Origin of the sequence: Zobellella endophytica (assembly GCF_003012775.1) — a bacterium.
In the GTDB taxonomy this organism is placed as follows: Bacteria; Pseudomonadota; Gammaproteobacteria; order Enterobacterales; family Aeromonadaceae; genus Oceanimonas; species Oceanimonas endophytica.
In genome coordinates this window covers 20,718-38,156 of record NZ_PXYG01000006.1, presented here as the reverse complement: position 1 = coordinate 38,156, position 17,439 = coordinate 20,718, and the positions used below count along the sequence as shown (strand labels likewise).

General features: G+C 63.3%; 16 protein-coding genes. 11 read left to right on the top strand and 5 right to left on the bottom strand.

What is annotated here, in order from left to right; genetic code table 11:
• Positions 1 to 3: 3 nt before the first annotated feature.
• The 4 genes from otnI (at position 4) to C7H85_RS13555 (ending at position 3,984) form a co-directional block, all read left to right on the top strand.
• Complete coding sequence (gene otnI / locus C7H85_RS13570) at positions 4 to 789, top strand: 2-oxo-tetronate isomerase (RefSeq protein WP_106730238.1); 786 nt, start codon at positions 4 to 6, stop codon at positions 787 to 789.
• A gap of 3 nt (positions 790 to 792) precedes the next feature.
• Positions 793 to 1,557 (top strand): DeoR/GlpR family DNA-binding transcription regulator, encoded by a 765-nt coding sequence (locus tag C7H85_RS13565; RefSeq protein ID WP_106730237.1) that lies wholly within the window; start codon positions 793 to 795, stop codon positions 1,555 to 1,557.
• Between the two features lie 76 nt (positions 1,558 to 1,633).
• On the top strand, positions 1,634 to 2,593 hold the full coding sequence (gene denD, locus C7H85_RS13560; RefSeq protein ID WP_106730236.1) for a D-erythronate dehydrogenase: 960 nt from the start codon (positions 1,634 to 1,636) through the stop codon (positions 2,591 to 2,593).
• A complete protein-coding gene (locus C7H85_RS13555) occupies positions 2,593 to 3,984 on the top strand; it encodes a GntP family permease (RefSeq protein ID WP_245879668.1) in 1,392 nt (463 codons plus the stop codon). Before denD ends, C7H85_RS13555 begins: the two co-directional genes overlap by 1 nt.
• A 318-nt stretch (positions 3,985 to 4,302) precedes the next feature.
• On the opposite strand, the gene C7H85_RS13550 is transcribed toward C7H85_RS13555, so the two are convergent.
• The 5 genes from C7H85_RS13550 to argE all read right to left on the bottom strand — a co-directional run bounded on the left by C7H85_RS13550 (position 4,303) and on the right by argE (position 9,531).
• Positions 4,303 to 4,707, bottom strand: coding sequence for an NUDIX hydrolase (locus C7H85_RS13550; RefSeq protein WP_106730234.1), 405 nt, complete (start codon positions 4,705 to 4,707; stop codon positions 4,303 to 4,305).
• An 11-nt stretch (positions 4,708 to 4,718) separates the two neighbouring features.
• Positions 4,719 to 4,970: a GlsB/YeaQ/YmgE family stress response membrane protein gene (locus C7H85_RS13545; RefSeq protein WP_106730233.1), complete on the bottom strand. Its 252-nt coding sequence runs from the start codon at positions 4,968 to 4,970 to the stop codon at positions 4,719 to 4,721.
• A 116-nt stretch (positions 4,971 to 5,086) separates the two neighbouring features.
• Complete coding sequence (gene ybaK, locus C7H85_RS13540) at positions 5,087 to 5,548, bottom strand: Cys-tRNA(Pro) deacylase (protein WP_106730232.1); 462 nt, start codon at positions 5,546 to 5,548, stop codon at positions 5,087 to 5,089.
• A gap of 97 nt (positions 5,549 to 5,645) precedes the next feature.
• A complete protein-coding gene (ppc, locus tag C7H85_RS13535; protein WP_106730231.1) occupies positions 5,646 to 8,267 on the bottom strand; it encodes a phosphoenolpyruvate carboxylase in 2,622 nt (873 codons plus the stop codon).
• Between the two features lie 112 nt (positions 8,268 to 8,379).
• Positions 8,380 to 9,531, bottom strand: coding sequence for an acetylornithine deacetylase (gene argE / locus C7H85_RS13530; protein WP_106730230.1), 1,152 nt, complete (start codon positions 9,529 to 9,531; stop codon positions 8,380 to 8,382).
• 253 nt (positions 9,532 to 9,784) lie between these two features.
• Here argE and argC point away from each other — a divergent pair, with 253 nt between their 5' ends.
• The 7 genes from argC (at position 9,785) to rplC (ending at position 17,425) form a co-directional block, all read left to right on the top strand.
• The gene (argC, locus tag C7H85_RS13525) at positions 9,785 to 10,798 is read left to right on the top strand and encodes an N-acetyl-gamma-glutamyl-phosphate reductase (protein ID WP_106730229.1); all 1,014 of its coding nucleotides are present in this window, start codon (positions 9,785 to 9,787) and stop codon (positions 10,796 to 10,798) included.
• Positions 10,799 to 10,804: 6 nt separating this feature from the next.
• Complete coding sequence (gene argB / locus C7H85_RS13520; protein WP_281257634.1) at positions 10,805 to 11,590, top strand: acetylglutamate kinase; 786 nt, start codon at positions 10,805 to 10,807, stop codon at positions 11,588 to 11,590.
• Between the two features lie 9 nt (positions 11,591 to 11,599).
• Entirely contained in the window at positions 11,600 to 12,517 is a 918-nt protein-coding gene (locus tag C7H85_RS13515; RefSeq protein ID WP_106730227.1) for an ornithine carbamoyltransferase, read from the top strand.
• Positions 12,517 to 13,728 (top strand): argininosuccinate synthase, encoded by a 1,212-nt coding sequence (locus C7H85_RS13510; protein ID WP_106730226.1) that lies wholly within the window; start codon positions 12,517 to 12,519, stop codon positions 13,726 to 13,728. The genes C7H85_RS13515 and C7H85_RS13510 overlap by 1 nt, the downstream gene beginning before the upstream one ends.
• A 629-nt stretch (positions 13,729 to 14,357) precedes the next feature.
• On the top strand, positions 14,358 to 16,238 hold the full coding sequence (argH, locus tag C7H85_RS13505) for an argininosuccinate lyase (RefSeq protein WP_106730225.1): 1,881 nt from the start codon (positions 14,358 to 14,360) through the stop codon (positions 16,236 to 16,238).
• Positions 16,239 to 16,453: 215 nt separating this feature from the next.
• Positions 16,454 to 16,765, top strand: a complete 312-nt coding sequence (rpsJ, locus tag C7H85_RS13500) for a 30S ribosomal protein S10 (RefSeq protein ID WP_013343788.1) — start codon at positions 16,454 to 16,456, stop codon at positions 16,763 to 16,765.
• Positions 16,766 to 16,786: 21 nt separating this feature from the next.
• Complete coding sequence (rplC, locus tag C7H85_RS13495) at positions 16,787 to 17,425, top strand: 50S ribosomal protein L3 (RefSeq protein ID WP_106730224.1); 639 nt, start codon at positions 16,787 to 16,789, stop codon at positions 17,423 to 17,425.
• Positions 17,426 to 17,439: the final 14 nt, after the last annotated feature.

The following is a 17,439-nucleotide window of genomic DNA, read 5'->3' as shown; positions in this document are numbered from 1 at the left end:
AACATGGCCCGATTTGCAGCCAACCTGTCGATGATGTTTACCGAAGTGCCCTTTATGGCGCGCTTCAAGGCCGCCCGCGCCGCCGGCTTCCGCGCGGTGGAATACCTGTTCCCCTACGCCGAGGACAAGGACGCCATCGCCGCCGAGCTCAAGGCCCGGGGCCTGACCCAGGCGCTGTTCAACATGCCCCCCGGCGACTGGGAGGCGGGCGAGCGCGGCCTGGCCTCGCTGCCCGGCCGGGAAACCGAATTCCACGCCGGCGTGGCCACCGCCCTGGCCTACGCCGAGGCGCTGGGCTGCACCCAGCTGCACGCCATGGCCGGCCTGTGCCAGCCCGGGGTGAGCCGCGAGCGGCAACAGGCCACCTATGTGGCCAATATCCAGTACGCGGCGGACCAGGCGGCCCAAAAGGGTATTCTGGTGCTGATTGAGCCCATCAACAGCCGCGACATGCCCGGCTACTTCCTCTCCACCCAGGTGCAGGCCGAGGCGCTGCTGGAAGTGATCGACCGGCCCAACGTGAAGATCCAGCTCGATCTCTACCACTGCCAGATCATGGAAGGGGATCTCACCCGCACCATCGACCGGCTGTGGGGAAAGTTCAGCCATATCCAGGTAGCCTCGGTGCCCGAGCGCCACGAGCCGGACCAGGGCGAGGTCAACTACCCCTGGCTGTTCGACTATCTGGACGCCAAGGGCTACAACGGCTTCCTGGGCTGCGAATACCGCCCGCGCGGCAACACCGAAGCCGGCCTGGGCTGGTTCGCCCCCTGGGCGGAAAAGGAGTAAGCCATGATCCCCGCCGAGCGCCGCGACTACATCTACCGCTATGTGCACGAGCGCAACATAGTGCCGATCAACGAGCTGGCCCAGGAGCTGGACGTGTCGCACATGACGGTGCGTCGCGACATCCAGCAGCTGGAGGCCGAGGGCAAGGTGGTGTCGGTGAGCGGCGGGGTCAGGCTCAACGACGCGGTCAAGCAGGAGCTGGCCTACAGCGAAAAGGCCAGCATCCACCATAACAGCAAGGTCGCCATCGGCCTGGCGGCGGCGGAGCTGGTGGAGGACGGCCAGGTGATCTACCTGGACGCGGGCACCACTACCTTCGAGGTGGCCAGGGGCATCGCCCGCAAGGCCAACCTGACGGTGGTGACCAACGACTTCACCATCGCCCACTACCTGATGCAGTACCCCCAGCTCACCCTGTTCCACACCGGGGGCCTGGTGGACGTGCGCAACCGCTCCTGCGTGGGCCAGGCGGCGGCGGCCCTGCTCGCCAGCCTGAACCTGGACCTGGCCTTTATCAGCTCCAGCTCCTGGGATCTGGAGCGGGGCATGTCGACCCCCACCGAGAACAAGGTGATGGTCAAGCAGGCGCTGCTGAAGGTGGCGCGGCGGCGGATACTGGTGAGCGACAGCAGCAAGTACGGCAAATACGGCATGTTCCGCATCTGCCCGCTGCAGGCGCTGACCGACATCATCAGCGACGGCGGCCTGGCGGGAGAGACGGCGGAACAGCTGCGCGGCCAGGGCCTGCAGGTCCGGCTGGTGGAATAAGACTCGGCATAATAACGATTATTACCAACCAACCTCTGTAGCTTATCGGGTGCCCTCGAGCACCGAGGAGAATCAAATGAATATCATCATTACCGGTGGTGCGGGCTTCCTCGGCCAGCGCCTGGCCAGGGCCTTGCTGCAACAGCAGCAGATCGCTTTCGACCGCCTGACCCTGGCGGACGTCATCGTCCCCACCTCGCCACTGGCGGACGAGCGGGTGCGCTGCGTACAGGCGGATCTGGGCGACCAGGCCGCAGTGCAGGCGCTGGTGACACCGGACACCGGCCTGATCTACCACCTGGCGGCCATCGTCAGCAGCCACGCCGAGGCCGACTTCGATCTGGGCGTCAAGGTCAACATCGACGCCACCCGCTACCTGCTGGAAGCGGCGCGCCACCAGGCGCCCGGCTGCCGCTTCGTGTTCTCCAGCTCGCTGGCGGTGTTCGGCGGCGAGCTGCCGGAGCTGATCCAGGACCACACCGCGGTCTGCCCTCAGTCTTCCTATGGCATGGAGAAGTCGGTGGGCGAGCTGATGGTCAACGACTATGCCCGCAAGGGCTTCGTCGACGGCCGGGTGCTGCGTCTGCCCACCATCAGTGTGCGCCCGGGCAAGCCCAACCAGGCGGCCTCGTCCTTTGCCAGCGGCATCATCCGCGAGCCGCTGCAGGGCGACACCACCGTCTGTCCGGTGGCCCTGAGCCTGTCCATGTGGCTGTCGTCCCCGGGTACCGTCATTGAGAACTTCGTGCGGGCAGCCCAGGTACCCGCCGAGGCCTTCGGCGCCAGCCGCACCGTCAACCTGCCGGGCATCACAGTGACCGTGCAGCAGATGATCGACGCCCTGCGCCGGGTGGCCGGCGACGAGGTGTGCGCGCGCATTAGCTACCGGGAAGACGAGGCGGTGTCGCGCATCGTGGCCAGCTGGCCCGGCCGTTTCAACATCACCCGTGCCCGGGAATTGGGCTTTGTGCAGGATGCCGACTTCGACAGTGTGATCCGTCGTTTTATTGCCGATGATATGGAAGGAACCAAATAATGACTGAAGCAAGCTCCATGGCCCCGGTGATCGGCCTGGCCGTCGCCGTACTGGTACTGATTTTCCTGGTGGTGAAGACCCGGGTGCACGCGCTGATCGCCATGCTGGCGGCGGCCAGCATCGCCGGTGCCCTGGGCGGCATGGCCGCCGGTGATATCGTCGACGTGATCACCAAGGGTTTCGGCGGCACCCTCGGCAGTATCGGTATCGTCATCGGCCTCGGCGTGATGATGGGCCGCATCCTGGAAGTGTCCGGCGCCGCCGAGCAGATCGCCTACAGCTTTATCAAATGGCTGGGCAAGAAGAAGGAAGAATGGGCCATGGCCATTACCGGCTATATCGTCTCGGTACCCATCTTCGTGGACTCCGCCTTCGTGATCCTCTACCCCATCGCCAAGGCGCTGGCGCAGAAGGGCAAGCGCAACCTGCTGACCGTGGGCGTGGCCCTGGCCGGTGGCCTGGTGGTGACCCACCACACGGTGCCGCCCACCCCGGGCCCGCTGGGCGTGGCCGGCCTGTTCGGCGTGGACGTGGGCGCCATGCTGCTCGCCGGCCTGGTGCTGGCGCTGCCCTGCGTGGTAGTCATTGTGCTCTACGCCCAGTGGCTGGGCCGCAAGTACCCGGACTTCCACGCCCCCGTGGTGCAGGACAGCCCCGAGCTGGAAGAAAGCTACAACCAGTACCTGGCCGCCAAGGCCGGCAAGGAACTACCCAGCCTGTTCCTGTCGCTGCTGCCGATACTGGCGCCGATCCTGCTGATCTTTGTCAATACCCTGTTCGGTACCCTGGCCAAGATCGACGGCTGGAACGGCCTGAGCGAGAACCCGGTGGTGCAGCTGTTCAGCTACCTGGGCCACCCGGTGATCGCCCTGTCCATCTCGGTACTGCTGGCGGTGTATACCCTGGTGCCCAAGATGAACAAGCACGACACCATGGAACACCTGGAGGAAGGCCTGCAGAGCGCCGGTATCATCCTGCTGGTGACCGGTGCCGGTGGTGCCCTGGGTGCAGTGCTGCGTGAATCCGGTGCCGGTGCCATGCTGGGCGAGCAGATCGCCAGCCTGCCGATGCCGCCGGTGCTGATCCCCTTTATCGTCTCTACCCTGGTGCGGCTGATCCAGGGCTCGGGCACCGTGGCCATGGTGACCGCGGCCTCCATCTCGGCGCCCATCCTGGTCAATATCCCCGGCGTGAACATGCTGGTGGCGGCCCAGGCGGCGACCATGGGATCCCTGTTCTTCGGCTACTTCAACGACAGCCTGTTCTGGGTGGTCAACCGGATGATGGGCATCAAGGACGTGAAGCAGCAGATCATCGTCTGGTCCATCCCCACCACCCTGGCCTGGGCCACCGGCCTGGTCGGCGTGCTGGTGCTGAACGCCGTGATGTAAAGCGGAATTTTTCCGACAAGAGCAAAAGGGGCCGCATGGCCCCTTTTTTGTTGATATGACGGCCTGCCGGCGAGAGGGCGCAAGCAGTGGAGCCGGGCCGGATGGGTCATTCCCGCTCTTGCCGTCATTCCCGCGAAGACGGGAATCCATGAACGTCTGGTTCTTGGTGCCGTACCGTACATAGTTCCCCGCCTGCGCGGGGGCGACAGGATGAAGAAGACCCGCTTTACCCTGCCGCCGCATGGTTCCCCGCCTGCGCGGGGGCGACGATGAAGGGAGCCCGGGTGTGATGGGGGAGCAAGGGGCTGGTGGCCGGCCTCAGTGTTGACGGGAGCGTTCGATAATCAGCTCCAGGTCCGGGCACAGGGGCGAGGGCAGGGCGTCCGGGCTGAACCAGTCCACCGCCAGGGCGTCGTCGGCGGCGACGGGGTGGCCGCCTTGGTAATGGCCGCGCACCGCCACCATCACGTAGTGGTGGGCGAGCCGGCCTGCCTCCTCGGCCAGCACGTCGAAGCAGGCGAAGGGCTGCTCCATCTTGGCCACCACCCCGGTTTCTTCCAGCAGCTCCCGCGCCGCGCCTGCGGCCATGGTCTCGCCCCATTCCAGCTTGCCGCCGGGAAAGCCCCAATGGCCGGCGTGGGGCGGGTACTTGCGTTTGACCAGCAGCACCTGCTGCTGCTGCCAGACCACGGCGATGACGCCAACCCTGGGTACAGGGGACATGCTTGCTCCTTCTAGGATTTCCTGATCAGCCGATAGGCGAATAGCAGGATCACCGCGCCGATCACGGCGGTAAAGAGGCTGCCGAGGTTAAAGCCAGTGACCGAGCCGAAGCCGATCAGGGTGCCGACCCAGCCGCCGACGAAGGCGCCGGCGATGCCCAGTATGATGGTCATGATCAGGCCGCCGCCGTCCCGTCCCGGCATGATGAACTTGGCCAGGAAACCGGCGATCAGCCCGAAGATAATCCAACTCAGGATTCCCATGTTCAGCTCCTTGTTGCTGTTGATGTTCTGACAGCATAGCCCAGCCTTGTGACAGCAGAGCCATTCAAGTCGGTCGCTGCGTCAGACCGGGGCCGATCCGGGCATGAGGGACTCGCCTATTCGGCGATCTCGGCGATCCTGGCCTGCAACAGGGTGGCGATGGCGTCGGCGGCCAGGCCCACCGACAGGCCCCGCTTGCCGCCGGACACCAGTACGTAAGGGTAATCCGCTGCCGAGGCATCCAGCACCGTGGTCAGCCGCTTCTTCTGGGCGAAGGGGCTGATGCCGCCCACCTTGTAGCCGGTGAGCCGTTCCGCCTTGGCCGGCGGCATCATGTCGAGCTTCTTCACCCCGGCGGCCTTGGCCAGCCGCTTGAGGTTGACCTTGCCGGAGGAGGGCACCAGGGCCACCACGGCACCTTGTTCGCCTTCGGTGAGCAGGGTCTTGAACACCTGGCCCGGGGGGACCTGCAACTGCTCGGCGGCGTGGGCGCCGAAGTCGTCCTGGGCGGTGCACGGGTACTGGTGCTGGGTAAAGCGGGCCTTTTGTTTTTCCAGAAACAGGATGGCGGGGGTCATGATCTTGATTTCCGTGCATAAAAAAGCCCAGTCTGCGACGACCGGGCTCGGTTGACAAGTGTCAGCTCAAGGGCCTGAGCCCTCTTACTCTTTTATATTAGCCGGTATTTCGCATACCGGCGGCGATGCCGGCGATGGTGACCATCAGCGCCTGATCCAGCACCGGGTGGATTTCACCCTGCTGGCGGGAGCGCTTGAGCAGCTCGGCCTGCAGCACGTTGAGCGGATCCGTGTAGGGGTTGCGCAGCTTGATGGACTCCTTGATCCAGGGCTGGTCCGACAGCAGCTCGGCCTCTTCCTTCAGTTGCAGGATGAGATCCATGCTCGCCTTCAGCTCCTCGCGCAGGCGCACACCCAGGGGCTTTAGCTCGGCCGGCACCAGCACGCTGTCGTAGTAGGCGGCCAGGCCCAGGTCGGCCTTGAGGAACACCATTTCCAGCATGTCCAGACGGGCGCGGAAGAAGGGCCAGCGCTTGTTCATCGCCACCAGGGTGCTTTCCTGCCCGCCTTCGATCACCTGCGCCAGCCCCTTGTGGGCGCCCAGCCAGGCGGGCAGCATCAGCCGGTTTTGGGTCCAGGCGAAGATCCAGGGAATGGCGCGCAGGCTTTCCACCCCGCCGTTGGGCTTGCGCTTGGCCGGGCGCGAGCCCAGCGGCAGCTTGCCCAGCTCCAGCTCGGGGGTGGCGGCACGGAAGTAGGGCACGAAGTCGGATTCGCCGCGGATCAGCGAGCGGTAATGATCGCAGGATACCCGGGCCATGGTGTCCATCAGCTCGCGCCACTGGGGCTCGGGCTCCGGCGGCGGCAGCAGGTTGGCTTCGAGCACGGCGCTGGCATAGAGCGTCAGGCTGTCGATGGCAATGCGGGGCAGGCCGAACTTGAAGCGGATCATCTCGCCCTGCTCGGTGACCCGCAGGCCGCCGAGGGTGGAGCCGGGCGGTTGCGCCAGTATCGCCTGGCGGGCCGGGCCGCCGCCCCGGCCCAGGCTGCCGCCCCGGCCGTGGAACAGGGTCAGCCTGACCTCTTCCCGCTCGCTGATGGCCACCAGTTTCTCCATGGCGCTGTACTGGGCCCAGCCGGCGGCCATCATGCCCGCGTCCTTGGCGGAGTCGGAGTAGCCGATCATCACGAACTGGCGACCCTGCAGGTAGCCGCGATACCAGGGCAGGGCATACAGCTGCTCTATCACCTCGGCGCCTCTGTTGAGGTCGTCCAGGGTTTCGAACAGCGGTGCCACCGGCAGCGGGAAGTCAACCCCGCATTCCTTCAGCAGCAGCTGTACCGCCAGCACGTCGGAGGGGGCGCCGGCCATGGAGATGATGTAGATGCCGAAGGCATCCTGCGGGTGCTCGGCGATGACCCTGCAGGTGTCCAGCACCTCCCTGGTATCGTCCGAGGGTTGCCACTGGCGCGGCAGCAACGGGCGGCGGGAGTTGAGCTCATTGAGCAGGAAGGCCTGCTTGTCGGACTCGCTCCAGTTGGCGTAGTCGCCGAGGCCCAGATAGCGGGTGATTTCGGCCAGCGCCTGGGTGTGGCGGTCGCCGTCCTGGCGGACATCGAGCTTGACCAGGTGGATGCCGAAGCAGGCGACCTTGCGGATCACGTCCAGCAGTATGCCGTCGGCGATCTGCCCCAGGCCGCATTCCTGCAGCGAGCGGTAGCACAGCTCGAGCGGCTCGCGCAGTTGCTCGGTGGCGGTGATCAGATCCCGGGCGTCGGTCTTCTGCCCCTGCACCCTGGCGTTGAGGTGCATCAGGGTCTCGCGCAGATCTTCCCGCAACCGGCGCAGTACCGCCCGGTAGGGCTCGTCGCTTTCGCCGCTCGCTATATAGAGCTCGCGGTTGGCTTCCGACATCGACAGCTCGGACACCAGCTCCTGGATGTCGTTGAGGAACAGGGAACTGGCCATCCAGCGGCCGAGCAGCAGTACTTCCCGGGTGACCCTGGCGGTGACGAAGGGGTTGCCGTCCCGGTCGCCGCCCATCCAGGAGGCGAAGCGGACCGGCGCCGCGTCCAGCGGCAGCCGCACGCCCAGGTGGTCGTGCACCTGCTGGTCGAGCTGGCGGATGAACTTGGGCAGGGCCGGCCACAGGCTGTTTTCGATCACCGCAAAGCCCCATTTGGCTTCATCCACCGGAGTGGGACGCAGGGAGCGGATCTCGTTGCTGTGCCAGGCCTGGGTGATCAACTGCTCGACCCGGGCCAGCACTTCCGCCTGTTCCGCTTCCGGCAGGTCCAGTTCCATGGCGGCCAGGCAGTCGTTGAGCTGCACGTGCTTGTGGATAAAGGTGCGGCGGGTCACTTCCGTGGGGTGGGCGGTGAGCACCAGCTCGATATCCAGGGCGGCGACGGCGTCGCGGATCTTGTTGTCGTCGATGTCGGCGGCCTTGAGCCGTTCGAACATTTGGCTGAGCGGGCTGGGGCCGGCGCTGCGCTGGTATTCCCGGGAGATGGTATGGAACTGTTCGGCCACGTTGGCCAGGTTCAGAAACTGGCTGAAGGCGCGGGCCACCGGCAGCAGCTCATCGTCACTCAGGTTTTTCAGGGTGCTCAGCAACTGCTGCTGATCGTCCTGGTTGCCTTGCCGGGCCGACTTGGCCAACTGGCGGATGGTCTCGATCTTGTCGAGGAACGCCTGACCGTGGTGGGCCTTGATGGTATCGCCCAACAACTGCCCCAGCAGGCCGACGTTGGCCCTGAGTGCTGCATGATTATCCATATCTGCCTCTTTTGTTAATTTATTACAAAATTATGACGATTCTGCCACTTATCTAGCCATTTTTCCCGGTTACGGTCAATCCCCCTTCGGGATTGACCGGGTATTATGTAATTTATTTACTTAAGCAGAAGCGGCTTACCAGATGTTGCAGCACCTGGACAGTGGGGGTGACGAAGGACAGATCCAGGTATTCGTCGGGCTGGTGGGCCTGGGCGATATGGCCGGGGCCCAGTACTATGGTCTGGCAGCCCAGTTGCTGGATAAAGGGTGCTTCGGTGCAGTAGTTCACCGCTTCCGCCGGGTTACCGGTGATCTCGGCGGCGGCCCGCACCAGCTCGGCCTCCGGATCGGTGCCGTAGGCGGGAATGGGCTCGTGCAGGTGGTTCACCTCCACCGCGTCGGGGTACTGCTCCCTGATCGGCTCCAGGGCGTGGTGCAGCAGCCCCATCAGCTCGTCGGGGCCGACCCCGGGGATGGGCCTCATGTCGAAGTGCAGCTCGCAGCAGGCGCAGATGCGGTTGGGGCTGTCGCCGCCGTGGATATGGCCCAGGTTGAGGGTGGGCTGGGGCACCTTGAAGTGGGGATTGCCGTAGTGCTCCTTGAGCTGGCGCTGCAGATCCAGCAGCCGGCCCATCACCTGGTGCATGATCTCCAGGGCGTTGACGCCGTTGGCGGGATCCGAGCTGTGGCCGCTCCTGCCGGTGATGCGGATGGCTTCCGACATATGGCCCTTGTGCATCATCACCGGCACCAGGCCGGTGGGTTCGCCGATCACCGCGTAGTCGGGCTTGATGGCCATGGCGCTGGCGATGGCCCGGGCGCCGGCCATGGTGGTTTCCTCGTCGGCGGTGGCGAGGATGCGGATGGGCTTGTCGAGTTTGCTCAGGTCCAGGTCCTTGAGCGCTTCCACGATAAAGGCGAAAAAGCCTTTCATGTCGATGGTGCCCAGGCCATAGAGGCGATTGCCTTCCTCGGTGACCTTGAACGGGTCCTTGTTCCAGCGGCCCGGATCGAAGGGCACCGTATCGGTGTGGCCGGCCAGCAGCAGGCCGCCGTCGCCTTCGCCCCGGGTGGCCAGCAGGTTGAACTTGCCGGGCAGATCGGGCACCTGGGTCACTTCCACCGCGAAGCCGAGCTGACTGAACCAGTCGGCCAGCAGCCGGATCACCTGCTCGTTGCTCTGATCCCAGCTGGGATCCGTGCTGCTGATGGAGGGGAGGGCGATGATACTGCGGTACAGGTCCAGCAAGTTGAGCGATTTCATGGGATCTCCGTCGGGAATTTATCTAATTTAAATTCAACACAATTGCATAAATATGTTTTTATTGCTAGGCTGCCAACTTGTCATTTTCCGGGTAACTAGCGTAACAGATGGCCATGCATTCCCCCTCCTCACAACAGCGACGACGACAGCCTGTCCGAGCCTTTTCTCTAGGGTGACATAAGCCCCGAAAACGCGCTAGGCTGAGACCTGCATATATATATTCCGAGCTGAATCGAGATTAACGGATACGCCCATGTTAAAAGCTGCAATCATTGGTGCCAGCGGTTATACCGGAGCCGAACTGGCCGGTCTGATCCTGAACCACCCTCATCTGACCCTGGCCGGACTCTATGTGTCCAACGGCAGCCAGGATGCCCACAAGCCGTTTTCCAGCCTGCACCCGCGCTGGCGCGGCCTGATCGAGCTGCCGCTGCTGCCCCTGGATGGCGAGGCCATCAGCCGCATCCACACCGAGGCCGACCTGGTGCTGCTGGCCACCGCCCATGAAGTGAGCCACGACCTGGCTCCCGGCTTCCTGGCCAAGGGCCTGCCGGTGTTCGACCTGTCCGGCGCCTTCCGGGTACCCGGCGAAGGCTTCTACGATCAGTTTTACGGCTTCCACCATCAGCATGGCGACTGGCTGGCCAAGGCCGCCTACGGCCTGGCGGAGTGGAACCAGGACGCCATCAAGGCGGCCCAGTTGATCGCCGTGCCCGGTTGCTACCCCACCGCCTCGCTCAGCGCGCTCAAGCCGTTGCAGCAGGCCGCCCTGGTGGCCGAGGGTAGCCGCCCGATCATCAGCGCGGTGTCCGGGGTCAGTGGCGCCGGCCGCAAGGCGAGCGTGGCCAACAGCTTCTGCGAGGTCAGCCTCAAGCCCTACGGCGTGTTCAACCACCGCCACCAGCCGGAAATCAGCCACCACCTCGGCAAGCAGGTGGTGTTCCAGCCGCACCTGGGCAACTTTATCCGCGGCATCCTGGCTACCGTTTACGTGCAGTTGAAAGAGGGGGTGAGCGACGAGCAGATCGCCGCCGCCTATCAGGCCGCCTACCAGGGCCAGCAGATAGTGCGCCTGGCCGGCCAGTGGCCGCAGATCAACGACGTGGCCAGCACCCCCTTCTGCGATCTGCACTGGGCGCGGGACGGAGACCAGCTGATCGTGGTGTCGGCCATCGACAACCTGTTAAAGGGAGCGGCCAGCCAGGCCATCCAGTGTGTCAATATTCATCAGGGATTCTCGCCGGTGGCGGGTCTGATCAAGGAGTAACGAGAGATGGCAATGCAACAACCGCTGGTGATCAAGCTGGGTGGCACCCTGCTGGAAAGCGACAAGGCCCTGGCGGCCCTGTTTACCACCCTCAAAACCTTTCTGAACGAGGTGAGCCGGCCGCTGGTGCTGGTGCACGGCGGCGGGGTGCTGGTGGACAACCAGCTCAAGGCCATGGGCCTGAGCTCCACCAAGAAGAACGGCCTGCGGGTCACCCCCTTCGAGCAGATCCCGGTGATCGCCGGCGCCCTGGCCGGCACCGCCAACAAGCTGCTGCTGGCCCAGGCCATCGCCCATGAAATCCGTTCCGTCGGCCTCTGCCTGGGTGACGGTGGCCTGTGCCGGGTCAGCCAGCTGGATCCCGAGCTGGGCGCCGTGGGCCAGATCGAGGGCGGCGACGCTACCCTGGTGAACAGCCTGCTGGCCGGCGGCTTCCTGCCCATCGTCAGCTCCATCGGCATCACCTTCGACGGCAAGCTGATGAACGTGAACGCGGACCAGGCTGCCACCGCCATCGCCGAGATCCTGGACGCGGATCTGGTGATGCTGTCGGACGTGAGCGGCATCCTCGACGGCAAGGGCCAGCGCATCGCCCACCTGACCGAGGCCGATGCCTTCGAACTGATGGCAAAAGACATCATCAAAGATGGTATGGCGGTCAAGGTCAGGGCGGCGCTCAAGGCTACCAAGACCCTGGGCAAGCCGGTGGCCGTGGGCAGCTGGCGTTACCCGGAGCAGTTGTTGTCGCTGTTGGCCGGCGAATCCGAGTATGGCACCCGGATTTCCCACTAAGGAGGCCTTATGCAGCATTTACTGAGTATGAAGGATTACAGCAAGGAGCAGATCGAACAGATCCTTGCCCTGGCCATGGACGTCAAGGCCAATCCCGGCAAGTACGGCGAGGCCCTCAAGGGCAAGAGCGTGGTCACCCTGTTCGAGAAACCCTCGCTGCGCACCCGGGTCACCTTCGACATCGGCGTCAACCGCCTCGGCGGCCATGCGGTCTACCTGGACAGCCAGAACGGCGCCATGGGCAAACGGGAAACGGTTCAGGACTTCGCCGCCAACTTGTCGCGCTGGTGTGATGGCATCGTGGCCCGGGTGTTCGACCACCAGACCCTGGTGGAAATGACAAAATATGCTACCGTGCCGGTGATCAACTCCCTGTGCAACCTCTATCATCCCTGCCAGGCGCTGGCCGACTACATGACCATCGCCGAGCATCACGATGATCTGAGCAAGGTGCATCTGGCCTACGTGGGCGATGGCAACAACGTCACCAACTCGCTGTTGCTGACCGGCGCCATCCTCGGCACTACCGTCACCGCCGTGTGCCCTCGCGGCCACAACGTGGACGCCCAGATCCTGAAGGAAGCCGAGGCGCTGGCCGCGGTGAGCGGCGCCAAAATCAGGGTGACCGACAGCCTGGATGATATTGAAGGGGTCGATGTGATCTATACGGACACCTGGGTCTCCATGGGCGATAATACTCCGCTGGAGCAGGTGAAGGCGGTATTTATGCCGTACCAGGTCAACCAGGCCCTGCTCGACAAAACCGGAGCCAAACAGGTGCTGCATTGTCAGCCCGCCCACAGGGAGTGGGAAATTACTTCCGAGGTGATGGACGGCCCCGCCTCCCTGATCCTCGACCAAGCTGAAAATCGCATGCACGTCCAGAATGCCGTGCTGCTGACACTGATTAACAGGGATATTCATTGATGAGCCAATTCAAAAAAATCGTACTGGCCTATTCCGGCGGTCTGGACACCTCTGCCATCATTCCGTGGCTGAAAGAAAACTATGAAGGCTGTGAAGTGGTGGCCTTCGTGGCCGACGTGGGCCAGGGCGCCGAGGATCTGGAAGGGGTCGAGCAGAAGGCCATCGCCTCTGGTGCTTCCAAGTGCATCGTGGCCGATCTGAAAGACGAATTCGTCAACGATTATGTCTACCCGACCCTGACCACCGGCGCCATCTATGAAGGCACCTACCTGCTGGGCACCTCCATGGCCCGCCCGGTGATCGCCAAGGCGATGGTGGAAGTGGCCCTGGCCGAAGGCGCCGATGCCATCTCCCACGGCTGTACCGGCAAGGGCAACGACCAGGTGCGCTTCGAAGGTGCCGTGGCCGCCCTGGCCCCGCAACTGGCGGTGATCGCGCCCTGGCGGATCTGGGACATGCGCAGCCGTGAAGATCTGCTCGACTACCTGGCCGAGCGCAACATCAAGACCACCGCCAGTGCCACCAAGATCTATTCCCGCGACGCCAACGCCTGGCACATCTCCACCGAGGGTGGTGAGCTGGAAAGCACCTGGAACGAGCCCTCCGAGCAGGCCTGGACCTGGACTGTTTCCCCCGAGCAGGCCCCGGACAAGGCCGAAACCCTGTCCCTGAGCGTGGAAAAAGGCCGTATCGTGGCCGTCGACGGCCAGGCCATGAGCCCCTACCAGGTACTGACCACCCTGAACGAGCGTGCCGCCAAGCACGGCGTGGGCCGGGTCGACATCGTCGAGAACCGCCTGGTGGGTATGAAGTCCCGCGGCTGCTACGAAACTCCCGGCGGCACCGTGATGATGGCCGCCCTGCGCGCGGTCGAAGAGCTGGTGCTGGACAAGCCGACCCGCGCCTGGCGCGAGCGGGTGGGCGCCGAGTTCTCCCACCTGGTGTATGACGGCCGCTGGTTTACCCCGCTGTGCAAGGCGCTGCTGGCCTCCGCCGAAGCGATTGCCGAGGACGTGACCGGTGAAGTGGTGCTGAAGATGTACAAGGGCCAGGTGACCGCCATCCAGAAGCAGTCTCCGAACAGCCTGTACTCCGAGGAATTCGCCACCTTCGGCGAGGACGAGGTGTACGATCAGAGCCACGCCGAAGGCTTTATCCGCCTGTATTCCCTGGCCAGCCGGATCAAGGCGCTGAAAAGCCAGCAGAAATAAACAAAAGATGGCAAAGGGGGCTGAGGCCCCCTTTTGAATAGAGAGCGGCAGGTCGACAGGCTGGCGCTTTGGTTCCCCGTTTATGTTGACTGTGTACGTCATCGGCCAAAGGGTACTGCTCCTCCGGCACGCCGTAAATCCGTCCCTGGAGGCTCCGCCGCGCCCTCCCTGGCGCGGAGGGCCGGCGGAGCAGTGCCCTTTGTCCTCCTATTACCTCGCCGCCGCCTGCTGGCGTCATCTTCAGACGGTGTCGGGGCTGAAAGAGGCAACAGGGATTGCCTCCGCCGACCGTCACATGCCAGGGATGGCATGTGTCGAGCGCCACAGGGATGTGCTTGAAGCGTGTCGGCGGAGGCGGCCCTGTTGCTTCTTCATCTAGGGTTACAGGAGATAGGCCAACTGCTGACCAAGAGACAGGCGAGCGGTTTACCGCTTATGGCCAGGATATCTGGCAGCAAAAGATAAAGGGGGCATAACGCCCCCTGTGTTTATATAATGGCCGCACTCTGCATATGCAGCCCGGGCCGGCCCGAGCCGGCCCGAGCCGGCCCGAGCCGGCCCGCCGGTCTATCACCTGTGCAACCGTCACAGGACCGAATTCAGTAATGTCGTCAAGGAGTAAAAAGGTTATGGCACTTTGGGGTGGGCGTTTCAGCCAGGCGGCAGATGCCAAGTTCAAGCAGTTCAATGATTCTTTGCGTTTCGATTATCGTCTGGCGGAGCAGGATATCGTCGGCTCCATTGCCTGGTCCCGGGCTCTGGCCAAGGCGGGGGTGCTGAGCGCCGAAGAGCAGCAGAAGATTGAGCTGGCGCTCAACGATCTCAAGCTCAAGGTGATGGAGGATCCCAACCAGATCCTGCACTCCGACGCAGAAGACATTCACTCCTGGGTGGAAGGCCATTTGATCACCGCGGTCGGCGATCTGGGCAAGAAGCTGCACACCGGCCGCAGCCGCAACGACCAGGTGGCGACCGATCTCAAGCTGTGGTGCAAGCAGCAGGTGCCGCCGTTGCTGGCCAAGCTGGATGCCATGCAGAAACAGCTGGTTACCGTGGCGCGCCAGCAGCAGGCCACGGTGCTGCCCGGCTACACCCATCTGCAGCGGGCCCAGCCGGTGACCTTCGCCCACTGGTGCCTGGCCTATGTGGAAATGCTGGAGCGGGACTTCACCCGGCTGCAGGACGCCTACAAGCGCATGGACACCTGCCCGCTGGGCAGCGGCGCCCTGGCCGGCACCGGCTTCCCCATCGACCGGCATGAGCTGGCCCACTCCCTCGGCTTCTCTTCGCCCACCCGCAACAGCCTGGACTCGGTGTCCGACCGGGATCACGTGCTCGAGCTGATGAACTGCGCCGCCAACTCCATGATGCACCTGTCGCGCTTCGCCGAGGATTTGATCTTCTACAACTCCGGCGAGTCCGGCTTCCTCGAGCTGTCCGATCGGGTCACCTCCGGCTCCTCGCTGATGCCGCAGAAGAAGAACCCGGATGCGCTGGAGCTGATCCGCGGCAAGTGCGGCCGGGTATTCGGCGCCTACGCGGGCATGATGATGACCCTGAAGGCGCTGCCCCTGGCCTACAACAAGGACATGCAGGAAGACAAGGAAGGGCTGTTCGATGCCCTGGACTCCTGGTACGACTGCCTGGAAATGGCCGAGATGGTGCTGCACGACATCAGGGTCAACGAGGAAAAAACCCGGGAAGCGGCCCAGGGCGGCTATTCCAACGCCACCGAGATGGCCGACTACCTGGTGTCCAAGGGTATTCCGTTCCGCGAGGCGCACCATATCGTCGGCGCCATCGTGGTACACGCCATCGGCAAGAAGCTGCCGATGGAAGAGCTGCCGATGGCCGACTTCAAGCAATTCAGCCCGCTGATCGAGGACGATGTCTACGGCAAGCTGTCACTGGAGTCCAGCCTGGCCAGCCGCTGCGCCCTGGGGGGGGTTGCCCCGGATCAGGTGGAGTTCGCCCTCACCAGCGCCGAGCGCCGGCTCACCCAGCGGGACACTTCAGGTATCCATGTGCGCAGCGCGCGGCTGACCGATCTGGATGCCATCGAGCGGATGGTCAACTACTGGGCCAATATCGGCGAGAACCTGCCCCGTACCCGCAAGGAGCTGGTGCAGGCGGTGGGCGAGTTCGCCGTGGCCGAAACCCAGGGTCAGATCAGCGGCTGTGCCTCGCTCTATGTCTACGACACCGGACTGGCCGAGATCCGCTCCCTGGGCGTGGAGCCCGGCTTCCAGGGTCAGGGCCAGGGCAGGGCGCTGGTGGAGAAAATCCTCAAGAAAGCGGAAGACATGGCCATCGATCGGGTCATCGTGCTGACCCGGGTGCCCGAGTTCTTCATGAAGCTCGGTTTCAGCACTACCAGCAAGACGCTGCTGCCCGAGAAGGTGATGAAGGACTGCGATCTCTGCCCCCGCCAGCACGCCTGTGACGAGGTGGCGCTGGAGATCATGCTGAAGGGCAAATCCGGCCTGATCGGCAAGGCAAAAGTTGCTTAAAAATAACCCGGCCGGCTTGCAACTGCCGGCCAGATAAGTATAATGCCGCTCGCTTGGTTTATTATCAGGCGAGCCGAGAGGCTCACGTCAGGTAGCTCCTGGCTCTTTACAGGCCCCCGATATGGTGGGCACCGTTGTTAAATCACACCCCCTCTTTCACTCGAAGGAGCAGGCGGTGATGGTTTTATGTTCTTTACCCAATTGGAGCTCTGGTAATGCAGAACCAAAGAATTCGTATCCGCCTGAAGGCGTTCGATCATCGTCTGATCGACCAGTCTACCGCGGAGATCGTAGAAACTGCCAAGCGCACTGGCGCCCAGGTTCGTGGTCCCATCCCGCTGCCGACGCGCAAAGAGCGTTACACCGTACTGATATCTCCACACGTGAACAAAGATGCACGTGATCAGTATGAAATTCGCACTCACAAGCGTCTGGTTGACATCGTTGAGCCGACTGACAAAACAGTTGATGCTCTGATGCGACTGGATCTGGCTGCTGGCGTAGATGTCCAGATCAGCCTGGGCTAATAACGGAAAGAGGTTTTATCAATGGCAATCGGTCTAGTAGGTCGTAAGCTGGGTATGACCCGTGTCTTCACCGAAGACGGCGTGTCCATCCCGGTCACCGTTATCGAAGTAGATGCCAACCGTGTTACCCAGGTGAAAACACTGGAAAAGGATGGCTATGCTGCCATTCAGGTGACCACTGGCACCAAGAAAGCTAACCGCATCACCAAGCCGGAAGCGGGTCATTTCGCTAAAGCCGGTGTTGACGCGGGCCGCGGTCTGTGGGAATTCCGCCTGGGTTCAGGCGAAGGCGAAGGTATCGACGTTGGTGCCGAACTGAAAGTCGACATCTTCGCTGATATCAAGAAAGTAGACGTTACCGGTACTTCCAAAGGTAAGGGTTTCGCTGGCGGTGTTAAGCGCTGGAACTTCCGTACTCAGGACATGACCCACGGTAACTCCTTGTCTCACCGTGCTCCGGGTTCTATCGGTCAGAACCAGACTCCGGGCCGCGTGTTCAAAGGCAAGAAAATGGCCGGTCACATGGGTGCTGAGCGTGTAACCACGCAGAACCTGGAAGTGGTCCGCGTTGATGTTGATCGCAACCTGCTGCTCATCAAAGGTGCAGTCCCGGGTGCGACTAACGGCAACGTCATCGTTAAACCTGCCGTTAAAGCGTAACGTCTGAGGAGATA